Source organism: Candidatus Pseudomonas adelgestsugas (genome assembly GCF_004124255.1).
Classification (GTDB): Bacteria; Pseudomonadota; Gammaproteobacteria; order Pseudomonadales; family Pseudomonadaceae; genus Aquipseudomonas; species Aquipseudomonas adelgestsugas.
Genome location: NZ_CP026512.1, coordinates 904,072 through 926,965, shown reverse-complemented (window position 1 = coordinate 926,965; position 22,894 = coordinate 904,072). Strand labels below are relative to the sequence as shown.

General features: G+C 38.0%; 6 protein-coding genes and 1 tRNA gene. 5 read left to right on the top strand and 2 right to left on the bottom strand.

All coding sequences use genetic code 11. The features are described 5' to 3' along the window. Positions 1-1,532: 1,532 nt before the first annotated feature. On the bottom strand, positions 1,533-2,450 hold the full coding sequence (gene metR / locus C3B55_RS02495; RefSeq protein ID WP_129211179.1) for a transcriptional regulator MetR: 918 nt from the start codon (positions 2,448-2,450) through the stop codon (positions 1,533-1,535). A 2,363-nt stretch (positions 2,451-4,813) separates the two neighbouring features. Between metR and C3B55_RS02490 the strand changes: the two genes are divergently transcribed. The 5 genes from C3B55_RS02490 to C3B55_RS02470 all read left to right on the top strand — a co-directional run bounded on the left by C3B55_RS02490 (position 4,814) and on the right by C3B55_RS02470 (position 21,642). Beyond that, positions 4,814-4,887: transfer RNA gene (locus C3B55_RS02490), tRNA-Cys, on the top strand. A gap of 6,817 nt (positions 4,888-11,704) precedes the next feature. After that, a complete protein-coding gene (locus C3B55_RS02485) occupies positions 11,705-12,484 on the top strand; it encodes a sulfite exporter TauE/SafE family protein (RefSeq protein WP_129211177.1) in 780 nt (259 codons plus the stop codon). Positions 12,485-15,307: 2,823 nt separating this feature from the next. After that, positions 15,308-16,894 carry a peptide chain release factor 3 gene (locus tag C3B55_RS02480; RefSeq protein WP_129211893.1) on the top strand — a complete coding sequence of 529 codons (1,587 nt, stop codon included), beginning with the start codon at positions 15,308-15,310 and terminating at the stop codon, positions 16,892-16,894. 2,559 nt (positions 16,895-19,453) lie between these two features. Next, the gene (locus C3B55_RS02475; protein WP_457912694.1) at positions 19,454-19,792 is read left to right on the top strand and encodes a hypothetical protein; all 339 of its coding nucleotides are present in this window, start codon (positions 19,454-19,456) and stop codon (positions 19,790-19,792) included. 122 nt (positions 19,793-19,914) lie between these two features. Then, complete coding sequence (locus tag C3B55_RS02470) at positions 19,915-21,642, top strand: ABC transporter ATP-binding protein/permease (RefSeq protein WP_129211175.1); 1,728 nt, start codon at positions 19,915-19,917, stop codon at positions 21,640-21,642. Positions 21,643-21,816: 174 nt separating this feature from the next. Here the strand turns inward: C3B55_RS02470 and C3B55_RS02465 are convergent, their stop codons facing one another. Beyond that, on the bottom strand, positions 21,817-22,233 hold the full coding sequence (locus tag C3B55_RS02465; protein ID WP_129211173.1) for a Z-ring associated ZapG family protein: 417 nt from the start codon (positions 22,231-22,233) through the stop codon (positions 21,817-21,819). Between the last annotated feature and the right edge of the window lie 661 nt (positions 22,234-22,894).

Here is a 22,894-nt window from a genome sequence, read left to right as displayed (position 1 = left end):
TACGTAAGCAAGATAGCAATACTAGCTCGCTTATTTAAGCTAACAGGAAAAGATACGCTATATACAACAACACCAGATATGGTATAAAATATTTCATACTGCGCAATATTACCATGAACCACTATAGAGGCATAACTTGCCAAAAAAATACGGATACTTTCAAGAATCACTAAAGATGATATTGTGTATAATGATTTAGCTGAGATGGCCATTGGGGCCGCGGTTCAAAAAACCAAGAAGCCCAATAATAAGACATCGTACAAGAGATGCATTAACCGTATTCATTCAGCATAGCGGCTAACTCTTGAATAAGTAATCGTAGTAAATAAAAAACAAAAAATAAGTTTATGGCTCGCTGCACATAAGTAACACATACTTTTGATATTTACAATCCATCATAAGAAAACTGCGTATTTGTCTAGATATTTTTTAGAAATTTATAATTATAAAAATACTGTAAATGCTGGTAAATGATGCACAGGTAATACCGACTTCTACAAAGTACGTCCAGCTGGCGTCTATTCAAGTTTTGTTATTGTCAATGAAGCGTAACTAGCCACTAAGAACCAACAAGCCTTGTTTGTTATCATCAGTTACCTTCCTATCATCCTTTGATCCAAACGCTATACCTTAGTTTGTGAATGATCTATGTGATCTAGGTGGCTCAGTTTTGGCTGTCTAGCAGTTGAGCAGTAATAGTAATATAGTCGAATAAGGTATATGAATCTTCTTGTTAGAATGCTGTTAGTATTCATGGTTAGCGCGTATTTGGTGTTTCCAAAAAAACATTACCAAAAAGCTTTGTTGCGTTAAGCCTCATACTCATTGATTTGCTATATAAAATCAGCAAAAAACAACATTTGGCAGTAAAAATCTAACTCCGCTCAATCAGGTTATTTTTTTGATAAACAAAGAAAATATTGTATGTTTTTAATTGATGCATAAATCACAGGTAAATACATAGCGGTTCTTAGCAAATTTTTTTACTAATTCTCGGTATATCCAGAACGCATAATTTCTTAATCTTCTAGCTTAATTAAATATTCTGGAATAGCTTTCAATATAGCAGGTGCCTTAGCCAGCAACAACTTCATATAGTTTAAAGCTATCCGCATGTATCATCTGCCGCTTGCGTTAATATAACTCTTCGTTTACTACTTTAATCAATTAGTCAGCATACTTCAGGAACACATGCAACTGTGAGAACAGTTTTATTTTAGTCGTGCATATATATGCACCAATTACTTAGCCGGCAGCAATGACAGATGATATAGAACACTGAAGATATGGAATGCACTAACGATCTTGCCGTTGATGTAATAAGCTCAATACCTAAGGATAAATTAGCGATAGCAAGAAAATCTACTGTAGATGATAGCACTTCTTTGAATCTGGAGACCAGTAAAGAGCTTACCTATCAAGCAGTTGTCAATTGAGGTATCCAAGTTATCTATCCTGAGTTTTACTTAACGTTGCTAGCTGATGTTTTACAACAAAATGGTCATTTCTATGCATATTTTTATGTGCAGCGCTTAAAATTCTGCATTTACTATGTCCAAGGTAGAAAAGGACATATCTTTAGCTGTTAGCAAAAAGTCTCGCATATATGGCGCGTCTAGCATGTCTGCTCGAATCCCAGCGTACAGCGTTGCAAATAGACCTTTCTCGCTAAGTCGCTTAGCCTGCACATACCCACGTGAGCTGTATTCATGCAGCGCCCAATGCGGTATGCCGCATACGCCACGGCCGCTAGCCACCAACTGCATAATCATCACTGTGAGTTCTGATGTACGAACTTGGGCTGGTTCTACATTGGCTGGCTCTAGAAAACGTGTAAAAATATCTAAACGATCACGCTCCACAGGATAAGTGATCAGAGTTTCGATCAGCAAGTCTTCCGGTGTGATGTATGGTTTGCTGGCGAGTTGGTGTTGATTTGCCACCGCTAGCATCACCTCATAGGTAAACAGTGGCACATAGGTAATGCCAACCAACTCTAATGGATCTGAGGTTACTACTAAGTCCAGGTCGCCACGTGCTAAGGCGGGCAGCGGGGCAAAAGCAAAACCAGAAGCCAAATCCAGTTCAACTTCAAGCCAAGCGTCGCGAAATTGATTAATGGCTGGCATGATCCACTGAAAACAGCTATGGCATTCAATTGCCATGTGCAAGCGCCCAGCAGTGCCACCTACTAACCGAGTAATATCTCGCTCGGCTCCACGCAGAAGCGGCAGTGTAGCATCAGCCAATAGCAATAGACGTAAACCCGCACTGGTGAAGCGCAGTGGCTTAGTCTTACGCACAAACAATAGTACGCCTAGACGTTCTTCTAGCTCCCTAAACTGATGCGAAAGTGCCGACTGCGTCAAATGCAAACGCTCTGCAGCTTCTACCAGACTATTGGTTTCGCGCAAGGCGTGCAGAGTCTTAAGATGACGAATTTCGAGCATAGGCGCTCCATGAAAGCAATTAATTATAAAAAATAACGTGAGTTTATTTTATGATACAGATCATGTCGATCTATGCCTGCCAGACAATCTTTATTAAACTACCATGCAGCTATGGTATTGTGCTTAAATAAGCTTTATCAAATGTGCTCTCGACTAAGGTTCTTCGTGTATTTATCGATATATCTTTAGAGCTTGTCGTTTTTACGGATTCTCCATGTAATATTATTCTTATGAACAAATTGGCTAGACAAAACAAGTTGACCTTGTCTACTGCAGTATTGGCTATACTTGTAACCTTACATTACTATTGGTTATAGGCTGTAAGCGAGCAGTGTATAAACCGGCTAGATCAAGTATTGATGGCTTTGTACAAACAAGTGTTTCTGGTAATTAACTGTGATAATCATAATATCAGCATATCCACATGATACTAAGTATACATGAGAGCTCATCTAACCTTTGAGGCAATGCGATAAAGTGTAACTTGCCAGGTGGCAATAACTTAAACGTCGATCGACATGACTGACGGATACTTTTCATTTAATCGACATTTTATAGATTCAGCAACTGTGTGTATTGGATACAGGCATGTATGAACATAAGTGCCCAGTACCTGGCAACCATGAAGCTATGGTTAGTTAAGGGCTTGACTCCTTAAGTAAGGATAAACTAAATAGCCGAAATCTGTTCTGAACCTGAATTAAGTTAGCGCAATTACTGTAATTACGTCACACGCTTAACCGCTAGTAGGTACTATAATTGCAAATAAATTTGTTCGCGGCCTTAGGCCAACCATACATGAAAGACAATTATCAGACCTTGCTATACAAGGTAGTATTATTTATAATAAGTGTTTAGGCTATGATTGTATAAAGCATCATTTTATAATATAGGTACTGATTTTTGATCAATCAGCTATATACACCAATACTAATCTTGTGCAGCAACTGTTAATTATTTGCTACTGGTGATACGTACGGTGTGACCCAGCAGCAGATTATACATAGAAAAGTTATATAACTGTGCCAGAACATGAGCCTTTCCCTTTTTAGAAAGGGTACAATTTAATATTGTTGGTAGTAAAGATTTATAGCACCCTAATGTATAGGGATATAGCAACTACTACAAGTATTCTCATAAACATAAATTTATGCACCTTACTTATGGTGCATTATTGATTTATGTAGTTTGATGGACGTCTTTTATTGCGTAACACCTGAACAGGTTAGGTCTATGTTTAGGTCTAGATTTATGTTAAGCTGTTTAAGCTGAATTTTATTACAAGATGCTTGCGATAATCGCTAAAAGCATTTTTTTGTATATCAATCACATTGATAAAAATCAAAGCTATTAATGAATAATATGTCGTTGAGGTTTATAAGTAGGAACAGTTATAAGAGTGATTCTGCAGGCTATAAGCGAAGCTACATGCAAATATATAATTTAGTATTATAATCTTTTATTGCTGCAGATAAGCTTAAGGGCTGAATTTATCCTGCTTTATTAACACTTTAATAGTGTAACAAATACTGCTAACTATGCATACTATAAACATCAAGTTATCGACCAACCAGCATATGGTACTTATACTTTATACCCCTAAAGATTATGTGTATTATTACTAGATAGTAACTATGTTACCGTTGATCAATGCTTAGTGAGCGTATAGGTAAGACAGCCAGATAGCAGCCTAAAAGAAATAATTAACAAGTATAACTAATATATTATAAGTTTTATAAAACTACGATCTTAATATCAATCTTGTGCTGCAACATTAGTACACAATCACCGTGTGCTATCAGCTCAAAAAACCTGCAAACCTCGGCATGCATCTTGTATGGCATCCTGAATGACTACATCACCTTGACCACCAATGACTATAAAAACATCAAGCTCTGTACATGAATATTTCAAGTATACCTAACGTCAGCATTGAGCTTCGCTCTAGTTACCTGTAAATCGTTATTTTTAGATAACTACGCCCACTTTTAACCACACGTTATGTATTTGTGGTCTTGTAATACAGGAATATCAAATCAAAAAGCATGCTAACGGCAGACCAAAAGAGTGGTCCGAGCAAAAAAAACTATGTTTACTGTCTTTTACTAAGATTATCGCTAAAGTTAACTGGCAGTATCAATGGTAGCATATAAAAAACTCACAAAGATATGTACCTGCTTGATATTCCAGTTAAATATTTTTTGCAATGAAGTATTGCAGACAAAAGCAAACACGTGTAATCTAACTTAGATTAAATACTGTAGGCAAGTTTAAAATTAAACCAATTGATTTTATGCAGGATTTATGGTTTCACACAATTTTTATGCAATAAGCGTAAAAATAAATACCCCCTAATCATTGCAGGCCGAGTAGCAAAATGGTCATGCAGCGGATTGCAAATCCGTTTATGCCGGTTCGATTCCGGCCTCGGCCTCCACTATTGGAAACCATGTAGATACTGATCTACAGGATTTTTATTGATTATTAAGTATAATGTATCCTGTTATCAGATTACAAACCAACTAGCTATGTAATTTGTAGAGATGATATTACGTTTTTGCTGGATCAATAAATTATTGTTAATAAAAAATTATATGTCAAAGTAGCTAGGTACTGTATACATTTGCTTTATTTCTGGCAGATAACTTTCGTCATACTCAAGATGACTTATAATTAAAGTACAAAAACATGCAGCTATAATTCAATACAGCAGATATAAATTGATTAGCGCTAATACATAGGCTATTATCTTATGTATTATAATTTGTATATTGATAATAATAAAAAAGATTGCTTCTTATAAGCACTTTTCGGGGACTTTCTTTAATGCGTCTAGTACTTTAATTTTATCTTGAAAAGATTATTGAAAACTTGACTTCTTGGTATCGCTGGCCTTTATCGCTAGGCGCATATGTAACGACTATTTCCTAAGAAGAAAGTTATTATTACCGTAATTAGTAAACGATCAGACAATCTTGAATATTGTAGCCCCTATCTAGCTATGTATAAGTTATTATGCATGTTGAGCTGCTTGACTGAACAAGCAGAAATCATTTCTTAAAAATTAAATTTTGGTATGTTGCGTCGTTTCTAGACACCTAAATCTACTGGCAGCAAATCTGCAATTTGCTTTGCAAGCAAATATGACGCAGTCAAATAAATAGTTCTATTTAGCATGTTTATGTGCTAAGGCTTATATAGAATTATATAATATAATAAGCATTATCTATATGTTTAGTTTTACCTAAAGCAAATTGCAATCCTGGGGATGGTGATTATTTTGTAGATATGCTGAACGCAGCAACCTGAAGCTCTATACTGGCTGTTTAGCAGTTAACTAAAATAAATTTATGGTATTAAACCAATAGGATAGATTGCGGATAACCATAATTATGGTGCTACTTTGGGCGGCTGCTAAGTTATTACTAAAGTAAAAACAGCGAGGAAATTTACCAGAACAGTGACAGTAAATAAAGGAATAATGTCACCTAATTAAAAAATATAAAGTGATGATAGTTATTAATTAATAGAGCTGGAAACATGATAGGTTGAACTATTATGCTAGCATCGCTTCAGAAGTGATAACAAAATTATGGCAGAAGAGTGTATAAGCATTTAATATGTTCGAACCGAAAAATTTTTGCATAACTAGAAAACTGTAATATGCGGTTATATCTAGAATAACCTGGATAGTATACTGGTTAACTTTTAACTAATTACCTAGCCAAGCAATGCAGTTTTATGTATGGGAGCGATCATCAATACTGACAACAATATGAGTTGAAACCGTGTTAATAGGTATAGTGTATCCCTCAGTACCCATGAAACTTTTTCAAGATCATTTGGATACTGCTAAACCTTAGAAATATATTGATTATAAAGAATTTATTCGTCAAAAAATAGTATTTTGACTTGATATACTGTAAAGCTTGATATTTGAGATACTATTTAGCTAATTTTTTTGGAATGCGTGAAGCATATTAAATAATTTCCAGATTGAATTTTATTCAAAGACATTTACTAGCAGTAGCATATTTCATATTTAAATAGTATAAATGAAAAATTAATACTTAATATGTTGTATCAGTTAAAGTCGGTCACAGTCTAGCTTCACGCGAAAGTATTTAGCTCTAAAATAATTAAGTGGTGATCACGAGCTACAGATACTTGTTTCATTATAAAAAATAATATACAGATGAATGATAATCGCCAAATGTCTATGTCTTATCTGAAGCATTTTGCTAATTTAGGCATGCCTTTTAATAATTTTAAATTATGATATACAAAGTGGAATATATCTCAGCAGTAGATTGAAATGAGTAGATTTTCTATAATTCCACGCTAACTTACCAGTTAATAGCGTAGACATTGATTGGTTAACTTTGGCAAGTTTAACAACCTTACTAGGTTTATCTGAAGCAATTAAACCTAAGAAAAAAATTTTTTGATCAAGATAATCGTATATACTGAGAGGTGACTATAACGTTAAATAAATGCCCTTGACAGATTCGACAACTAATTTTTCGTCATATATCAATATTGGCCTTAGTCGTTTTAATAAATATTGATGACATTACTTCTAGTATGCTGAGCAATGCTCATGCTCATACAGTCAACTGTGTCCGTATAGATTTATACAACTGACTTAATACAATAAAAAAGTAAATACAAACTAGCTGGTTAGCTCTATGCTTTGATGATCAGAATTATAGTTAGCAATACAAAGATGTGCTTAATTTAAGCCTGAAAGTGCTGTAGCTGTTGTCAAATTATTGCTATTTTACAACCGGTAAAACACATTCTGTTTTTGCAATTTTTTGTTAGCTAATATACTTTAGTCCGGTATTCAAAAAAAATACTGCGCATAGCATAATATGTATAAATGCTAAAGCTGATTGATAGCGTAGCAAAAAACTAGCGTCAGATTTATTTAGATAGCGGCACTCGGTATAAGCCTAAATAAATTTAATAAATACCATCCTAAATTTTTATCCATGTTCTTCCGTTGATAGCTTGAGCTTGAAGGTCAATTTTACTTAACTTGTAATTTTTACATTTATCTGTCAATATAATTGAAAAAATCTTTATCTAGCGCTATCAATTGTGTAACCCCAGGTATTAGTTGTTATGGTTGGCGTTATTTTATGCTGATTTCTTAAAACTATACGGTACACTCAGCTTAAAAGAGTGATATGGGTATTGATCTGCACTAGGTTATCCATTGACTAGTAAGCAGCTTTGATGAATTGTGTTTGTTTATCTAGCGCTAATATTCTGTTGAATATTAAAAAATCATATAAATACCATTTAGTCAGTAACGTGATCTATGATGATAGATGTTTGCATTTACGTATTAATTAATACGGTTAGTTTTAATGATGAGCTAAGCGTTTAAGGTTTATATTAAAGCATAGATAAATGAATGGTGGCTTGCATTTTTACTTAAGCTTGACCAGTTGATTATACTGCATAATGGATAGATACATATGCGTTTGCTAAGTTATTTAGCTGTGTAACTATCAATTTGCATGATATTATTTTATAATAGATATTATAGCTTCATTAGTAGATAACATAATCATTAAAATACATGGTAGAGTTTTTCCAAAATTATAATTGGAAGTAAACATTAAATAATTAATGGGTTTCTGAATAACTAAATTATGAAATGTAAGTACTGCATACCACATGATGCATAAATTATCACAAGAGTATAAAACATGTGACTGACTCATGCTTATAACCTATACCACTGCATCTATAAGATGCATAATTAGTAGAGTCTAGAAAGACACTTTATATAATCAAGATTAAGCTAAATAACTGAAAATTTTTACAAAAAAAACTAGATTACTGTTGTTGACTGTTGTGAATTGTGGAGAGCATCCTGTTACTAATGTCGATTTTCTGCGTTAAGGTATTATCATTAAAATAATTTTATTTTCTCCATTGAAACAAGTAGTGCTGATCGGTTACTACTGCAACGACTGTTGCTGGTTTATTCAATATGCAAAACATTCTTGCCATCTACATTAGATGGGCAATTTTAACCTTGTGAAGTTTAGCAAGGTTGCGTTAATCGCATAATGCGCTATACTGCTCATTTAGCGGTTACTAAATGAGGCGGCTAACCTAACTAGTCTGGCAACGCTTATAGCAAGATGCCTACGGATTTGTCTGGCGTTACTAAGTACACGGAGCGCCACTTTGTGGGTGGCTTACCGCTATACAAATATGTGAAGAGTACCTATAACGCCCTTCAGATGCATAAAACTTTAAAGATCGTTTAGTTCAAAGTACGCTCAATGTCTCTTTAAAATACACCGTCTCAAGTCTATACAGACTACCAAGATTACTCTAAGGTTAAATTAAAATGGCTGAGCTTAGACTCAGCCAAGCAATAGGCAGCGAAACTGAAACACCAGCGGTGTCAGCGATTAAACAGTTTTATAAAAATATTTTATTAAACTGCCTTTACTTGAGGTAGGGCAGCGTCTGCCTGGCTACTACTTGACAGAAGCGCAGTCTGATTCAGCTCTACTGTTTGGCGTATCGCTAAACATGACTGAAGCTGATATTTACGTCCACATAACTTGCAATTAGCTGTTCTAAATCTGTCGATAAATGTAAAACCTGCACGCTTATTATTGGGCCCATATTCTTGATGTACCCTTAAGTGGCCATGTAATGGTTTCTATAAGCGTTATAGATAGTCATCATATGTTTTCAATGTTTGAGTTGAAAACATGAAAGGTTTGTACTTGCATCGACGATGCAACCGTCCCTCCACCCCCGTATCCGGAGTTTATCTGGCAATGCCGACCAGCCACCACATACTATATTTTTTTATTTGGTAGAGAAGCAGTTTGCGTGCTAGCAGGTCATACGAAGAATGGTATAAGCGTGAATGCGGCTATTAGCGCGACTAGATACATTAGAGTGCTATTTGGCTACATGAATTATGATTAAAGATGATCTTTAGCTGTTTCGATATGTATTAATAGACCGTGTTCGTGGTATAATAGTTTTGAGGCACTGCTTGATATATGATATAGACGTCAGGTTTTTACATCATTACTTTGCAATATATTATTACAGCCTAGCTCAATTTGTTTTTTATAATTAATAGCTAGCTATTAATTTAGTAGCCGACCAAATTGTTTGTATTAGCATTATGTGGTGATGTAACAGTGGTTGCAAGATAACTATACAGATGTTTCATATCCATAAATTAGGCACTTTGCGCGCATTACTCATGCAGTTTTAGGTCACACTGACATATTAACAACATACAACCTAACCTAGTCTAGGTTGTATGTACTTGCTGGACTTACCTTAAGCCCCTTGCTCTAGAGTTTGACTCGCCTGCTATTCAGCATTATCTATGCACGATTACATGCTATCTGTAACTGCTAAATAGTTAATTTCTGTCTACTCTGCGTTTAAATAGGAGTAGGTGCACCAGGTTTCCTCGGTGGAGCTGCCAGACTAGCAAAGCAGTAATAACTATGTACTGTAACACTGAAATTATCAGGCGTTTTTTGGCTGATCCAATAAGCTTAACGGAGGCGCTTTAAATACTAGGCAGTTGGCTAAACAAATTACGTAATCATTATAAACCTTAGCATTGCTGAATTTCCATTCGCATTGCTGCGATCAATACTTATTAATATGCAATCCTACATAAATACATATTAAAGACTAACTACAATATTAGTTAATTTCATTTTACTGATGGCGAAACTAATCAGTTATGGCCAAATTTTTTGGTTGTTCGGAAAAAGGTAGGTAGCGTATTAAGCTACACTGCTTAGCAGTGTAGTAAATTTATATTTCGAATCCTTAAGGGAGTTAACAATATTGCACTAAGCAATATTCAATATATTGCGAAATATTTCGGCAAACCATGTACATATCCATTAAAACACCCAAGGTGTAGCGACTAACTCCTAAATATGTTATTCTTTAGTGCGGCCTTATTTAGGTAAGCACGTGCTAGCAATAAAGCTTAAATATAGTTTTATCTCGCAATACTATTATTTTAGAATACTAAGGCGATAGCCTATTATCTATCAGGCTATCGCAGCAGCATCTTTATAGATTTAAGTTAAGTTTCGAATGATGTTTATAAAGAGCCAAGATATGTATATACTAGTAATTTACTCGCGCACCTATACTGTTTATTTAGGTAGATGGTTACATGCTGGCAGATAAATGTCATGATTAAAAAGTTTTAGGCAAAATCATGGTTGCCGTCGTAAGGACCAGATAAAGGCTACGATTTATAATTGCTAATGCTACCGTATTAGCATGGCTACATGAGCTCAGCTATTTCGCTTAAACAATACAGTCAGTTAGTGCTTTACAACATTATGAGCCATTTTAGCGTTAGTATATTCGGTACTTGGCGCTATATTACGTTTAAAGTCTATCCACTGGTATATAGCATTACTAATTATACTTTTGCCTATAACCTAAATTGCATTGACAAATTGATAGGAATGGCCGCCTTGCCTTCGATAGTCCTACTGCCAAAATTAGGTATTGGTGATTTTAAATCATTTTTTTGGATTGCCAGGTTGGCAATGAGCAAGCATGGTTTGTCTTCGCGGTTAACTATGTACAGTTTTAAAGATTACGAAGATCTAGTTTATGCTAGAATGATGCTGTTAGCTTGTGCTGCAACAGCTGTCGATGTTTATGCATGAATGAAAACGGTATAATCACTATAAAACAGCATTCACAATCTAACTGATTGGATAAAGTGATTAGAAATCATCACACAATGACGCATACCATACCATGTCAAATTAAAGACTAGCGGTGACTAGTATTCACATGTCCGCCTAACAAGTATTTAGTTATCTTGATCATTATCTACGCTCAAGATTAGCTATTGGTATCAATTTTATGGTCGAGTATTTGTCTATGTCAAAAATGACTTGTTTTCTTTATCAATGTGTGTATAGATTTCATGCATATCTCATAAATTATTTCCTATCGGTTAGCTCTAGCGCAGCTATGCATATAGTAAAAAGAATGCAGTAACCGCATAACTACACATGCTTATTTATACCAATCTAACTTTGTGCTGATGTTACAATGTAACTTTCATTATTAAAAGTCAGCGCACGCCTGCTATTTTCGCCTGACAGGAAAATATAAAGTCATACTAGAATTAATATAAGTCTTTTAGAAAAGATCGCTATTCTGCGGCTAGAAATTTATAAAACCATGGGGTAGCTTTGAGGAGTATGGGTAATTTTAGTTTTGTAATTGCTGGCCTAATCGTCGGTTTTATCGTCGGCATGACTGGTGTGGGCGGAGGGTCTTTGATGACGCCTATTCTGTTATGGCTGGGTATTAACCCAGCTACCGCTGTTGGTACTGATCTATTGTACGCTGCCATCACTAAATCAGGCGGTGCGTTAGTGCATAGCAAAAATAAAAATATCGACTGGACCATTACTGGGTGGCTTACCTTGGGTAGTATACCAGCAGTACTGCTGACTTTGTGGTGCTTTGCTTGCTTGCATACTGACACTAGTGCGATCAATGTAGTGATCAAGCAGGCGCTTGGCCTTGTGTTGTTACTGACTGCCATGGCAATTCTATTCAAGAAAAGCCTGTTGATATTTGCTAAACGCTACGCTAATGATGATTACTACATGAGCCAGCGTAATCTTAATGCACTAACATCAGTCACTGGTGCTATTCTTGGAATTATGGTTGCATTGACATCTATAGGCGCTGGAGCTCTTGGTACCGTAGTATTGTTTATCTTGTATCCATTTTTGGCTACACGACGTTTGGTCGGCACCGAGATTGCCCATGCTGTGCCTCTAACCCTAGTAGCCGGCTTGGGCCATGCTAGTATGGGTAATATGAACTGGCACCTGCTTAGCTTTTTACTTATAGGGTCATTACCAGGAATTTATTTTGGTAGTCATATGACCGAGAAGGTTCCTGATGAGGTATTGCGTCCATGTTTGGCGATTATGTTAATGGTCATTGGGTATAAGCTAGTGTTCTAGATATTTTTATATATATTGCTGTGAGCATATATGTATGCTCAATCTTATTTTAGCGATACCAAACCTAAACAACACAGTATGCTTCGATCTAAACCACTTTAGTTTCACTAAATCCGTATTAATTTGCGTCTGACGCAGCAAGCACTTCAACACAACCTTGAGGTACAGACAGCCGAGTCCTACGCTAGTCTTAAAGTAAAGCAGCATTAAGTAAAACAGTATTGAGCAACCGTAATTAGAAATTGATTCATCAGTTCTGGTAGCCAATCAATTAATCACCAATAGTCGGTCTATTAGTAGCGTGCTATCAGTGATTCACAGTAGTGCCTGATTAGATTAGTGTACTAGTGTTGAACTACGGCTGAGGCTACTTGTTTGAGTAAACTAAGTCTTAATTTAGTGGTGACTATTAATGATAATGTACGCAATCTTCTATTGAAGAAATTACATAAATTATTTATTATTTGCGCAGTGGTATAGACACAGAAATAAAGATCATAAGCTTCATGCTATAGCGTGGTTAACAGCACAATTAGCTAGCCAGGAAAGTATAGCAAGCCACAGAAAATATTATCCAGTGGTTATATTTATAACCGTCGATTATAAACTAATAAATTACCGCAGATATAAAGCATGCAATACTTCTTTGTCATATGATATAGAATAGAATATTATCGTAATTAACCGATACGGTAAATATGTTGCTTAGGAACAAAAGCTAATAATGGGCAGTTGTCAATTCCAGATATCAAACTAAAATAGTTCATCTAGATGTTGCTTAGTGCAAGACATGTATATAGGCACACTTTTTAGTGTGTGGTGTATTTCTTAATGATGTGTTACGCATGTAGCTAGCGTAGACCTACGCCAAAGTAGGCGCTTAACTTGCATCAGTTGAACAACTAGCACTAGTTTTATGTGCTAGCTTCGACCAGTAGTAAGGTGTTGATCTTGCTTAGCTTATTCAGCTAAAACGTTCTAGATATGGCGTAGAATAATTGCACCAGTCATAAATTACATGGTCTGTATGACATCTGGTATATTTAGTTTTTTTGATACCACTTCAAGTAGAAGTTATTGGTTAGTATTATATGCATACATAATACCTAGAGCCAGGCAGGGCCTCGCCGCCTATGCGAAATTAAAGCTAAGTTTCAACGTACTCTGTAGCCCATTCAATGCTGCCAGTGAACGGTATAGATAATATACCATAGCCAAGCGGATGCGCTTGAAGGCAGACAGTGCTACTGTAATTAAAATTGACGCTGAGTTAAGATACCGAGGCGCGCAGTTTTTGGCTTGTCTACTGAAAATCTTGAAAGGCTAGCCTAGCGCTAGTGCGCCTATTAAGGCTGGCTGTCTTGTAGGTAATAATGTTAAGGTTGTATTGTAAGTAAGTCGATGCGATACCGCTGATCAGTAGCTCATAGAAGTTGCATAGCAAGCACATGGTAGAGCATGCCATCGAAACCATGGGTGGACTTGACGTTCTTTACATCTAACAAACCTGTGCGCTATCTCAGTCAGCCTGCTAAGTAGCCTATTCTGCTTAGATAATACAAATGATACCCATAAGACCTTGCTTGAATATCTCTAAGCCTGACTTATAAAAGTGTCGCAACCAAGATTTGCGCTGTGCTATCAGCAGCTATGCAGTGCTTAAGACCCTCAATAGCTATCTGTCGCTTAACTAACAAGGTATGCGCATTAATCCTAGCCCACAGCCCATAACGTGTATATACGGCTGACATAAAAGTTGAGCTATTGCTAAACTCTAGAGCCAGATCTAGATTTCTAGGTAGCGAACCAACAATCTACTATTGCATGGTGGTTAGCCTAAGGATATCGCCGCCACATTAGGTATCGCTATTGACCAAGTATATATCTAAACTTAGCAAGTGTTTGATTGTCCTTTATATTAGTGAATCTTCTGATACTAAATGCCAGTGACTGCGCGATGCGATTAACAATAAGAGTGATGCTTATAAAGTTTGAGCGAACATAACAAATCAAAAGTTATTAGCAGGATTTGTATTATCAACCAAATAATGTCAGACAATTAAAAAATTGATAAATAAAGTTATCGTTCGGCTACAGCAAATTAAAAACAATCTAAGCCACCGCCATGCAAAAGAAATGCGTTGTGTAACTTATTAGCATTTTGACCTTAGTAGTGTAAGTCAGGCTATTTTGCTTATGATATATAGCATACCATTGCTGCTCAATGTTGTTTAGCGGTTGCCTGCTATAAGCGCACCATCGATGTAGGCATTAATAAACCACGGCCGGGTCAGTTACCAAGGAAAAAATTTGCTTCGTAGTGTTCTTGGTATGCTCCTGGCTGTGTAATGCCAAATTATGGGAGAGCATTTATGCAGGTTGCTTAGCTTTGCGAACAATCGCTAGTTGCAGAGAATAATCGTTATAGCAGCTAGGTAGTGCAATACGAAATAGCATTTGAATCGGCTTTATAACTATGCCGGTAATGTCTTTTCAGTAAAACTGAAACGTTTTTAAGGCATTTATAGATGTTGCGCATAAATAGGTAGCATAGAAGCAAAGATAGCGCGAAAATGACTAAGAAATTAATGATGTCGATAACGCTAGTTGTGCTAAAAATCTAAGTGCAACCTTGTTAAGTTAAATTGCTAATATGTTATGCTTCATACGAGTGCGTTAACATGAAATATATGTCTATACTTTTTAAAACATTCTATATTTAGCGATATTTAGCTATATTAAATCCTTGTAAGATGTGGTTTTTTCGTGTTGGGTTTATGCTATGCTCGCAGCACTTTTAATTTATCTGTCGGGCGATTTTCCATGACTCACCAAGCTGCCGAAGTCGCGAAACGTCGCACCTTTGCTATTATTTCTCACCCTGATGCCGGTAAAACTACATTAACCGAGAAACTCCTGCTAACAGGTAAGGCAATTGCTGTGGCTGGTGCGGTTAAATCTCGTAAGTCTGACCGTTATGCTATCTCTGACTGGATGGCCATAGAAAAACAACGAGGTATTTCAATTACCACGTCAGTCATGCAGTTTCCATATCGTGACCACATAGTTAATCTGCTCGACACTCCTGGTCATGAGGACTTCTCCGAAGATACCTATCGTACTTTAGCAGCGGTCGACTCAGCCTTGATGGTCCTTGACGGAGGTAAAGGTGTTGAGTTGTGCTCTATAGCGTTAACAGACGTATGCCGTATGCGTGACACGCCAATCGTCAGCTTCATCAATAAACTTGACCGAAATATTCGCGATCCAATCGAATTATTAGATGAAATAGAAGCTATCCTCAAAATTAAGGCTGCACCAATCACCTGGCCGATTGGTTGCTACCGCGACTTTAAGGGTGTGTATCACCTCGCTGACGACAATATTATTGTCTACACTGCTAACCACGATCATCATAAGAATACTAAAACTGAGCTTATAGAAAAACTAGACTCAGATAGAGCCCGTGCTTACCTGGCCGAAGAATACGACAATTTTGTTGAACAACTGAAACTAGTCCAGGGTGCTTGCCATGAATTCAACCAGCAAGAATTTCTTAATGGTCAACTGACCCCAGTATTCTTCGGGACTGCTTTGGGTAATTTCGGCATTGACCACGTACTTAATGCCCTTGTAGACTGGGCACCGGGGCCGCTAGCTCGTTTCGCTAACGAGCGCACCGTGGATCCAGTTGAAGGAAAATTCACTGGCGTTGTATTTAAGATACAAGCAAACATGAACCCTAAACATCGCGACCGTATCGCCTTCATACGCATTTGTTCCGGCAGATACAGAAAAGGTATGAAGATGCGTAACGTTCGCACTGGCAAATACGTACGTATAAGTGATGCTCTGACGTTCTTCTCCTCCGAGCGTGAACAGCTCGAAGAAGCTTATGCTGGTGACATTATCGGCCTGCATAACCACGGCACCATACAGATTGGTGATACTTTTACTGAAGGCGAAAAGCTGGGCTTCACCGGTATTCTGAGCTTCGCTCCAGAGCTATTTCGCCTTGTACGCTTACGTGACCCGCTAAAATCTAAGCAGCTACGCCAATGTCTGCTGCAACTGACAGAAGAGGGTGCTACTCAGGTATTCTTTTCAGAGGGTAGCAATAATATCATCCTTGGCGCAGTAGGTATGCTACAGTTAGATGTGATCGCAAGCCGCATGAAAGAGGAATATAAAGTCGAATGCTTCTATGAGCCAATCACCGTATACTCAGCGCGCCGGATTGATTGCAGAGACAAAAAGAAGTTGGAAGAATTATCCAGCAAGGTTATAGAAAACCTTGCAATCGACGGTAGTGGTCACTTGACCTACTTAGCTCCTACTAGAGTCAATCTAGCACAAATGGAAAAACTTTGGCCAGATGTAAAATTTCTAGCAGCACTTGAGCGTTACTAAAATATAATTAATACATAAAATTGCGAAGCAATCACAGCTTTGCAATTTTATGTAGCTATATTGCTAACCCCATAAATAGTAGGTTAGCAAATAAGTAGTATTGGTAAAAATTGTGCATTGAGCTTAGTATTTTAACTATTATACTAACTTACTAGCAAATAAGAATGCAACCGTGTATACAGCTCAGCACGCCATTTACATGGCCGATGGATGGAGCTCAAGACTATCTGCGCTAAACCTGCAGCTTAAGGCGTTAGTAAATGCAGAAACGCTATCATGGAATCACATAAAGCCAAGTAAACTAAACATGAAGAATGAGATCGACTTAGATAGCTGGAAGCCAAAGTCTAGCCAGCACTAATAGACAACACAGAAATCTTTATGATGATATCAAAACATTGATACTTTATGAATGCAGTAGCGTAAACCTGAGATTGTATCTATCCTAACTCGCACCGAAGATCTAAAATCGATGCACGTGTTTAATTAATTGGACAGAGATCGTATAAGATTATCTTGAAACGTTTGCTGCTGCCAAGAATCTTGGCGGTCTTACAGCTAAGTTTTTTGTCTGCATGGATTAGCACTGCTGTGTAGAGTCACCCCCCCTATTGGATATGTGGTGATGAAGACGGCACACGTAATTAGTTTGCAATTGGTTAAGATCAAGGAGAAACTTAATGGTAAGGATAAATGGTACCAAGTAGAACGGTAAACAGCAACACCCATTAAATGTGGTTATTACCATCTATGAAGGGAATAAACTATGCCTGGGCAACCATGAATCAAAATCTTACCTATTGAATTGAAGTACAATCCGGCGCTAGAGGCGGTATAATTTATTTAATAACTCAGCCAATAAGTAAATTGTGACCTACAATAGTATATTATTGCTACAACTTCCTTGTAGCTAGACTACTTACAGTAGAAGTTTAGCTGCAACACTGTCATTGCTTTTTCAGTGCATGACGCCAAATGCAAGATAGTGATAGATGAGCATATAGGCAACATAGAGCTCCTGCTGGAGCTCTATAGAAGATTTGGCAGACCAAAGGAGTACGGATAAATACATCATAAGGTCGTTCCATTAAGTATTACAAATATTTTATGTGATAAAAGTAATCATGACGCGTGCCATGGGCGATGCAGTAGCTATTATATGGTTTCCTGATTTAATCAGGTAGAGGCAATACACAAAACGATTTTTTCTGGTTAAGGTTCCGCTATTGTGGAATAATTACTCTCTTGCATATATAAATATGCATCACGATAGTTATTTATAATCTCTAGTGTCTAGTGACTAACTATTAGTATTGAGGTTTAAATTGATAGCCTTTTGGCTCGTGCTCTCTTAGGGCCAGTGACTACCACGGTTACCATGTGTAGAGGTTGATGATTATCTTGTGGAGCTAGCTTATAGCTTAGCTCGACGCTCAGAAGCATCTGCTTTATAGTTCAGCCATGACTGCAAAATGCAGAGAAGCAGATAGCATCTGCACTGTGAATACAACAAGATATGGTATGTTATTGAGATATTCGTGTTCGGTATAACTGACAGATTGTAGTCGCATGTTCTGAAGATTTACATATTTGCCACAGACTATAAGGTGGACACCAATAAACAAGTTGTGTTTTCAGTTTGTACCAAAGAGCTATACATGACATATCAACAAGTCTGATACGTTTATAGTTTTACTGATTAGTCTGTTAATGCCTATCAAGCAAACTTATACTTGCCACAGTAAAATAGCTTCCACGACACGCTAAAATCTTTGTGATTCGATGCTCATCTGCACTATCGGTACTAGTTGCACGCATGGTTTAGCGACGTTAGACTTGCCTATTAGTTCTACTTGTTGCCGCCACTATAGCTATAACTTTAAGCAAGCCTCACGTTTTCGATCTAGCCGCGCGCTTTTACTACTATCTGCTTGCGCGCTACATAGTTAATTATGAAACCGGAATATAGACTTATAGATGCGCAGCGCGTGTAATCTATGTATTAGCAATATGCTACTGTATTTTTACAGTAGCCACAATACTTTTTTCGCTGATTATTTTTTATGCCACTGACCATCGACGCCATAACCTTACTATAGGAATACCTAGAAGCACTGATTAGCATTGCCATGAAGCGCTGTACACTACATTAATGTTAACGTAGTTCAGTTGCAAACTTTTTTATCACCAGCGCAAACTTGCAGAGCTAAAGGATTTGGCTAAGCTTTCCAATGTCTATATCGCGTCCATCACTTTTTTCGCGGCACGCAAAGTAGGAGGTGGCTGCTTGCTGCCAAAAAACTGTTAAGGATAGCAGTCACTGACTATCGCCAGCTAGACAACCGACACCACTAAAAACCAACTGTATCTGAACTGGATTAATACTAGTTACTATTTTAGCCTGTTGAGTAAACACTTCGGACTACGCCTATTTGTTTTGAGTAGAGTTAGCGTGACATATGCGGACGTCTCAGTAAAGCCACCCCCTGTTGTCAAAAAACAAAGTGGGTGACACGCCTCCTAGCTACGTCTACCCTGTTACCACATGAGGAGAGATTAATGAGTTATGAGATCCAAGTAGAAGGCGAAACATCGCCCAAACTATTGCTGGTAAATGACAGCGCTACCTTTACCTATGTGATAGCAAGCACTATAAGTCGTCGCAGCTTTCTTATATATGCAGTAGGTTCGACCGAAGAAAACTTTATCTTTGCCCGGACTGACCGGCCAGGTTACATCGTACTCAATACTCTGGTACTGACAAACGCAATGTCTGTAAGACACCTATGGTGGGAGCACATACAACGCGCATTAACCAAGAACAGAATCATATCTCTGCCATCGTTACTGTTAATGTTTTGGGAATGCGCTAGCATATTTTGCAGCACAAGTTATTGACGCGTCCAGTACAGTTACTAAATAAACTTTAAATAAACTACCTCCAGCTACACAGAGCCCCAAATCGATCATTTATGATTAATTTAAATTCCTATCATTTTGCTTAACGAGTTTACTAAATAATGAATGAGAACGCTACGTATTTTGAAATCAACGATGCTGTGCATTGGCATTTTTTTCACCGAACCTGGGCAATGATCACCCCTTATTGGCGTGGTGAAGAAAAAGGTACAGCCTGGTTGTTGTTAGCCGCAGTAGTTGGTCTTTCGCTATTCAGCGTAGCTGTCTCTGTATGGATTACCCACTGGTATAAAGATTTCTACAATGCTTTAGAGAAGAAAGACACTGTCGCATTTTGGCAGCTGATCGTTTATTTCGGTGGAATTGCTACTATAGCAATTTTAGGTGCAGTATATCGCCTCAATTTAACCCAGATGCTGACGATTCGCTGGCGCGCCTGGCTAACCGAAAAACACTTTGCGCGCTGGCTCTCCAATAAAAACTACTATCAGTTAGAGCAGGGTGGTTATACTGACAATCCAGACCAAAGGATTTCCGAAGATCTCAACAACTTCACTTCCAGTACATTGAGCCTTGGGCTAGGCTTGCTGCGTAACGTAATTAGCCTTATATCGTTCTCGATCATTCTATGGAGTGTCTCTGGCAGCATTGAAGTGTGTGGGATTATTATCCCTGGCTACATGTTTTGGTGTGCGCTACTCTATGCAGCCGTGGGCAGTTGGTTAACACATTTGATAGGCCGATGCCTGATCAGCTTGAGCAACCAACAACAACGCTGTGAAGCTGACCTGCGTTTTTCCATGGTGCGGGTACGTGAGAATGCTGAAAGCATTGCTTTATATAACGGTGAACCGAATGAAAAACAACGTTTAAGTACACACTGCAACAAAGTTTGGCATAACTTTTGGGAGATTATGAAAGTATCTAAGCGCTTGACTTTTTTTACTGCTGGTTACAGCCAGATAGCAATTATCTTCCCATTTATGGTTGCTGCACCACGTTACTTTACTGGCCAAATTAAGCTTGGCGAGCTTATGCAAATCAACTCAGCGTTTAGCAACGTACAGGAGAACTTTAGCTGGTTTATCAGCGCGTACTCAGAGCTGGCTTCATGGCGTGCGACTAGTGATCGTTTACTTAGCTTCCATCAAGCTATGAGTGATAACGAGCAACGTACTCCAGCTATCGATGTCTACCCAGAGGCTGAACGGTTAATAGTAAAGAACTTAGGAATGCACCTTGGTGACGGCCGACGTTTGCTGACCAACGCCGGTATGACGGTAGAACCTGGTCAGCGTGTGATGCTCAGCGGGCGTTCTGGCAGTGGTAAAAGTACACTCCTACGCGCAATGGGTCATTTATGGCCATTAGGCCATGGCAGTATTCGCCTGCCTGCAGCGCGTTATCTATTCTTGCCACAAAAACCATATTTACCTATTGGTCCATTAAAGTCTGTACTGAGTTATCCGCAAGACGACAGTGTATATCCAGACGAACGTTATAAACAGGTCCTTGCAACCTGCCGCCTGCCGCATCTAGTTATGCGCCTGGACGAAGCCAACCACTGGCAACACATACTTTCGCCTGGCGAACAGCAGCGCTTAGCATTTACACGTGCGCTGTTGTTTGCGCCGCAATGGCTATACATTGACGAAGCCACCTCAGCGATGGATGAAGAAGATGAAGCGACGCTGTATCAGGCATTGATCGATGAATTACCTGGGTTGAGCATTGTAAGTGTCGGGCACCGCAGTAGCCTTAAGCGCTTCCATGGGCGGCATATACGGATAGAGAGTGGGTTACTACAAGAGAGTCGCAATACGTTTTAACATAGGAGCTGACTTGCCCGTAATGGGGCTATGTCAGTAATGGGCGTCTACACAGGTAGACCACTATCGCAGGCAAGCCTGTTCTTATATTTAAATAACGCTATCTGCTTAATTAGTAAACAAAAGACGCGACTAATTATCAGCTCAATATAGATTTCAGTGCCTGAACATGGCTTATTTCTTAAAACCATAATATTCATCTAACATGCCTAAGGAGTTTGGTACTTTAGGCGCATAGTCACGTGGTGGTGTAAGGCGATCTAGTATGGTTTTTTGTGCATCGAAATCCAACGTAGCCAGTAAGCGCTGATGGGTACTGTCGTCAATGGCAAGGCGGGCAGCGCCATCAGTAAGGTGGTCCTGCACTTCCTGGTAGCCCTTGATGAGTTTCTTGACCATAGTTGCAGTGCAAGTGAAATGGGTCACAACCTCGTTTTGATAACTATCAAAACGTTCCTGGATATCGTCCAGCTGACGCTTTGTACGGTTAGGCGCAGCATTCGGCAGCAGGCGAGCAATCAGGAATCCAATAGCAACACCAGCGAACATGGCAAGAATTAGCAATAACCAAAATAAGAACGAGTGTTCCACGAGTCATTCCTCAATTATAATAGACTTTATCTTACGTTAATGACTCTGATCTGCGCTGTATACCTTGCTTAAACTACCAATGATGCTATTAATAAACTATTTAGCTAAACGAGTCTACAATCTAAGAGATAACTTAGTTCACTTCTTGTTTATGAATGTAAACCTAGTGTTGATTAATAGCCCAGTTAGTTAATTAGAAGTCTTATACTTGGATTACTCTGAACTGCGTAGCTTAGTGCTACGCTACAACCCAAACTAGGCGCAGAGTTAGGTATGGAATCAAGTCATGTCAAACACACAATATGCCACACATGATGCAGATGTAATTACTGTTCATAGTAAATGAAAGTTACTAAAGCTAACACAATCTAATTGTGTAACAACATCCTAAGTTACCAAGAAGCTTGCTCTATGTATTGCTGTCGGTGGTTATGTCGCAGAAAACTTCAGTCAGCGCTTAGAAAGCCAATGGCAAAAATTGCGTGTGCACAATATATGGTCAGTGATACTCTTGTATAATGCTAAGGTGACACTTACTATTTAATGTTTCCGGAAACCTGTAAGTCGGTTAATTAAAGACTTTTACTACTTTTAGTCACCTCATTCAAAAGCTTATTATAAAGTTGCTAAAAAGTAGTAAAGCACAGACAATTTTTTGGTA

Bases quoted from the DNA above. Each gene is read 5' to 3' on its own strand.
- C3B55_RS02470 (WP_129211175.1), top strand. From the start codon at position 19,915: ATGAATGAGAACGCTACGTATTTTGAAATCAACGATGCTGTGCATTGG.
- C3B55_RS02480 (WP_129211893.1), top strand. From the start codon at position 15,308: ATGACTCACCAAGCTGCCGAAGTCGCGAAACGTCGCACCTTTGCTATT.
- C3B55_RS02485 (WP_129211177.1), top strand. From the start codon at position 11,705: ATGGGTAATTTTAGTTTTGTAATTGCTGGCCTAATCGTCGGTTTTATC.
- C3B55_RS02475 (WP_457912694.1), top strand. From the start codon at position 19,454: ATGAGTTATGAGATCCAAGTAGAAGGCGAAACATCGCCCAAACTATTG.
- metR (WP_129211179.1), bottom strand. From the start codon at position 2,450: ATGCTCGAAATTCGTCATCTTAAGACTCTGCACGCCTTGCGCGAAACC.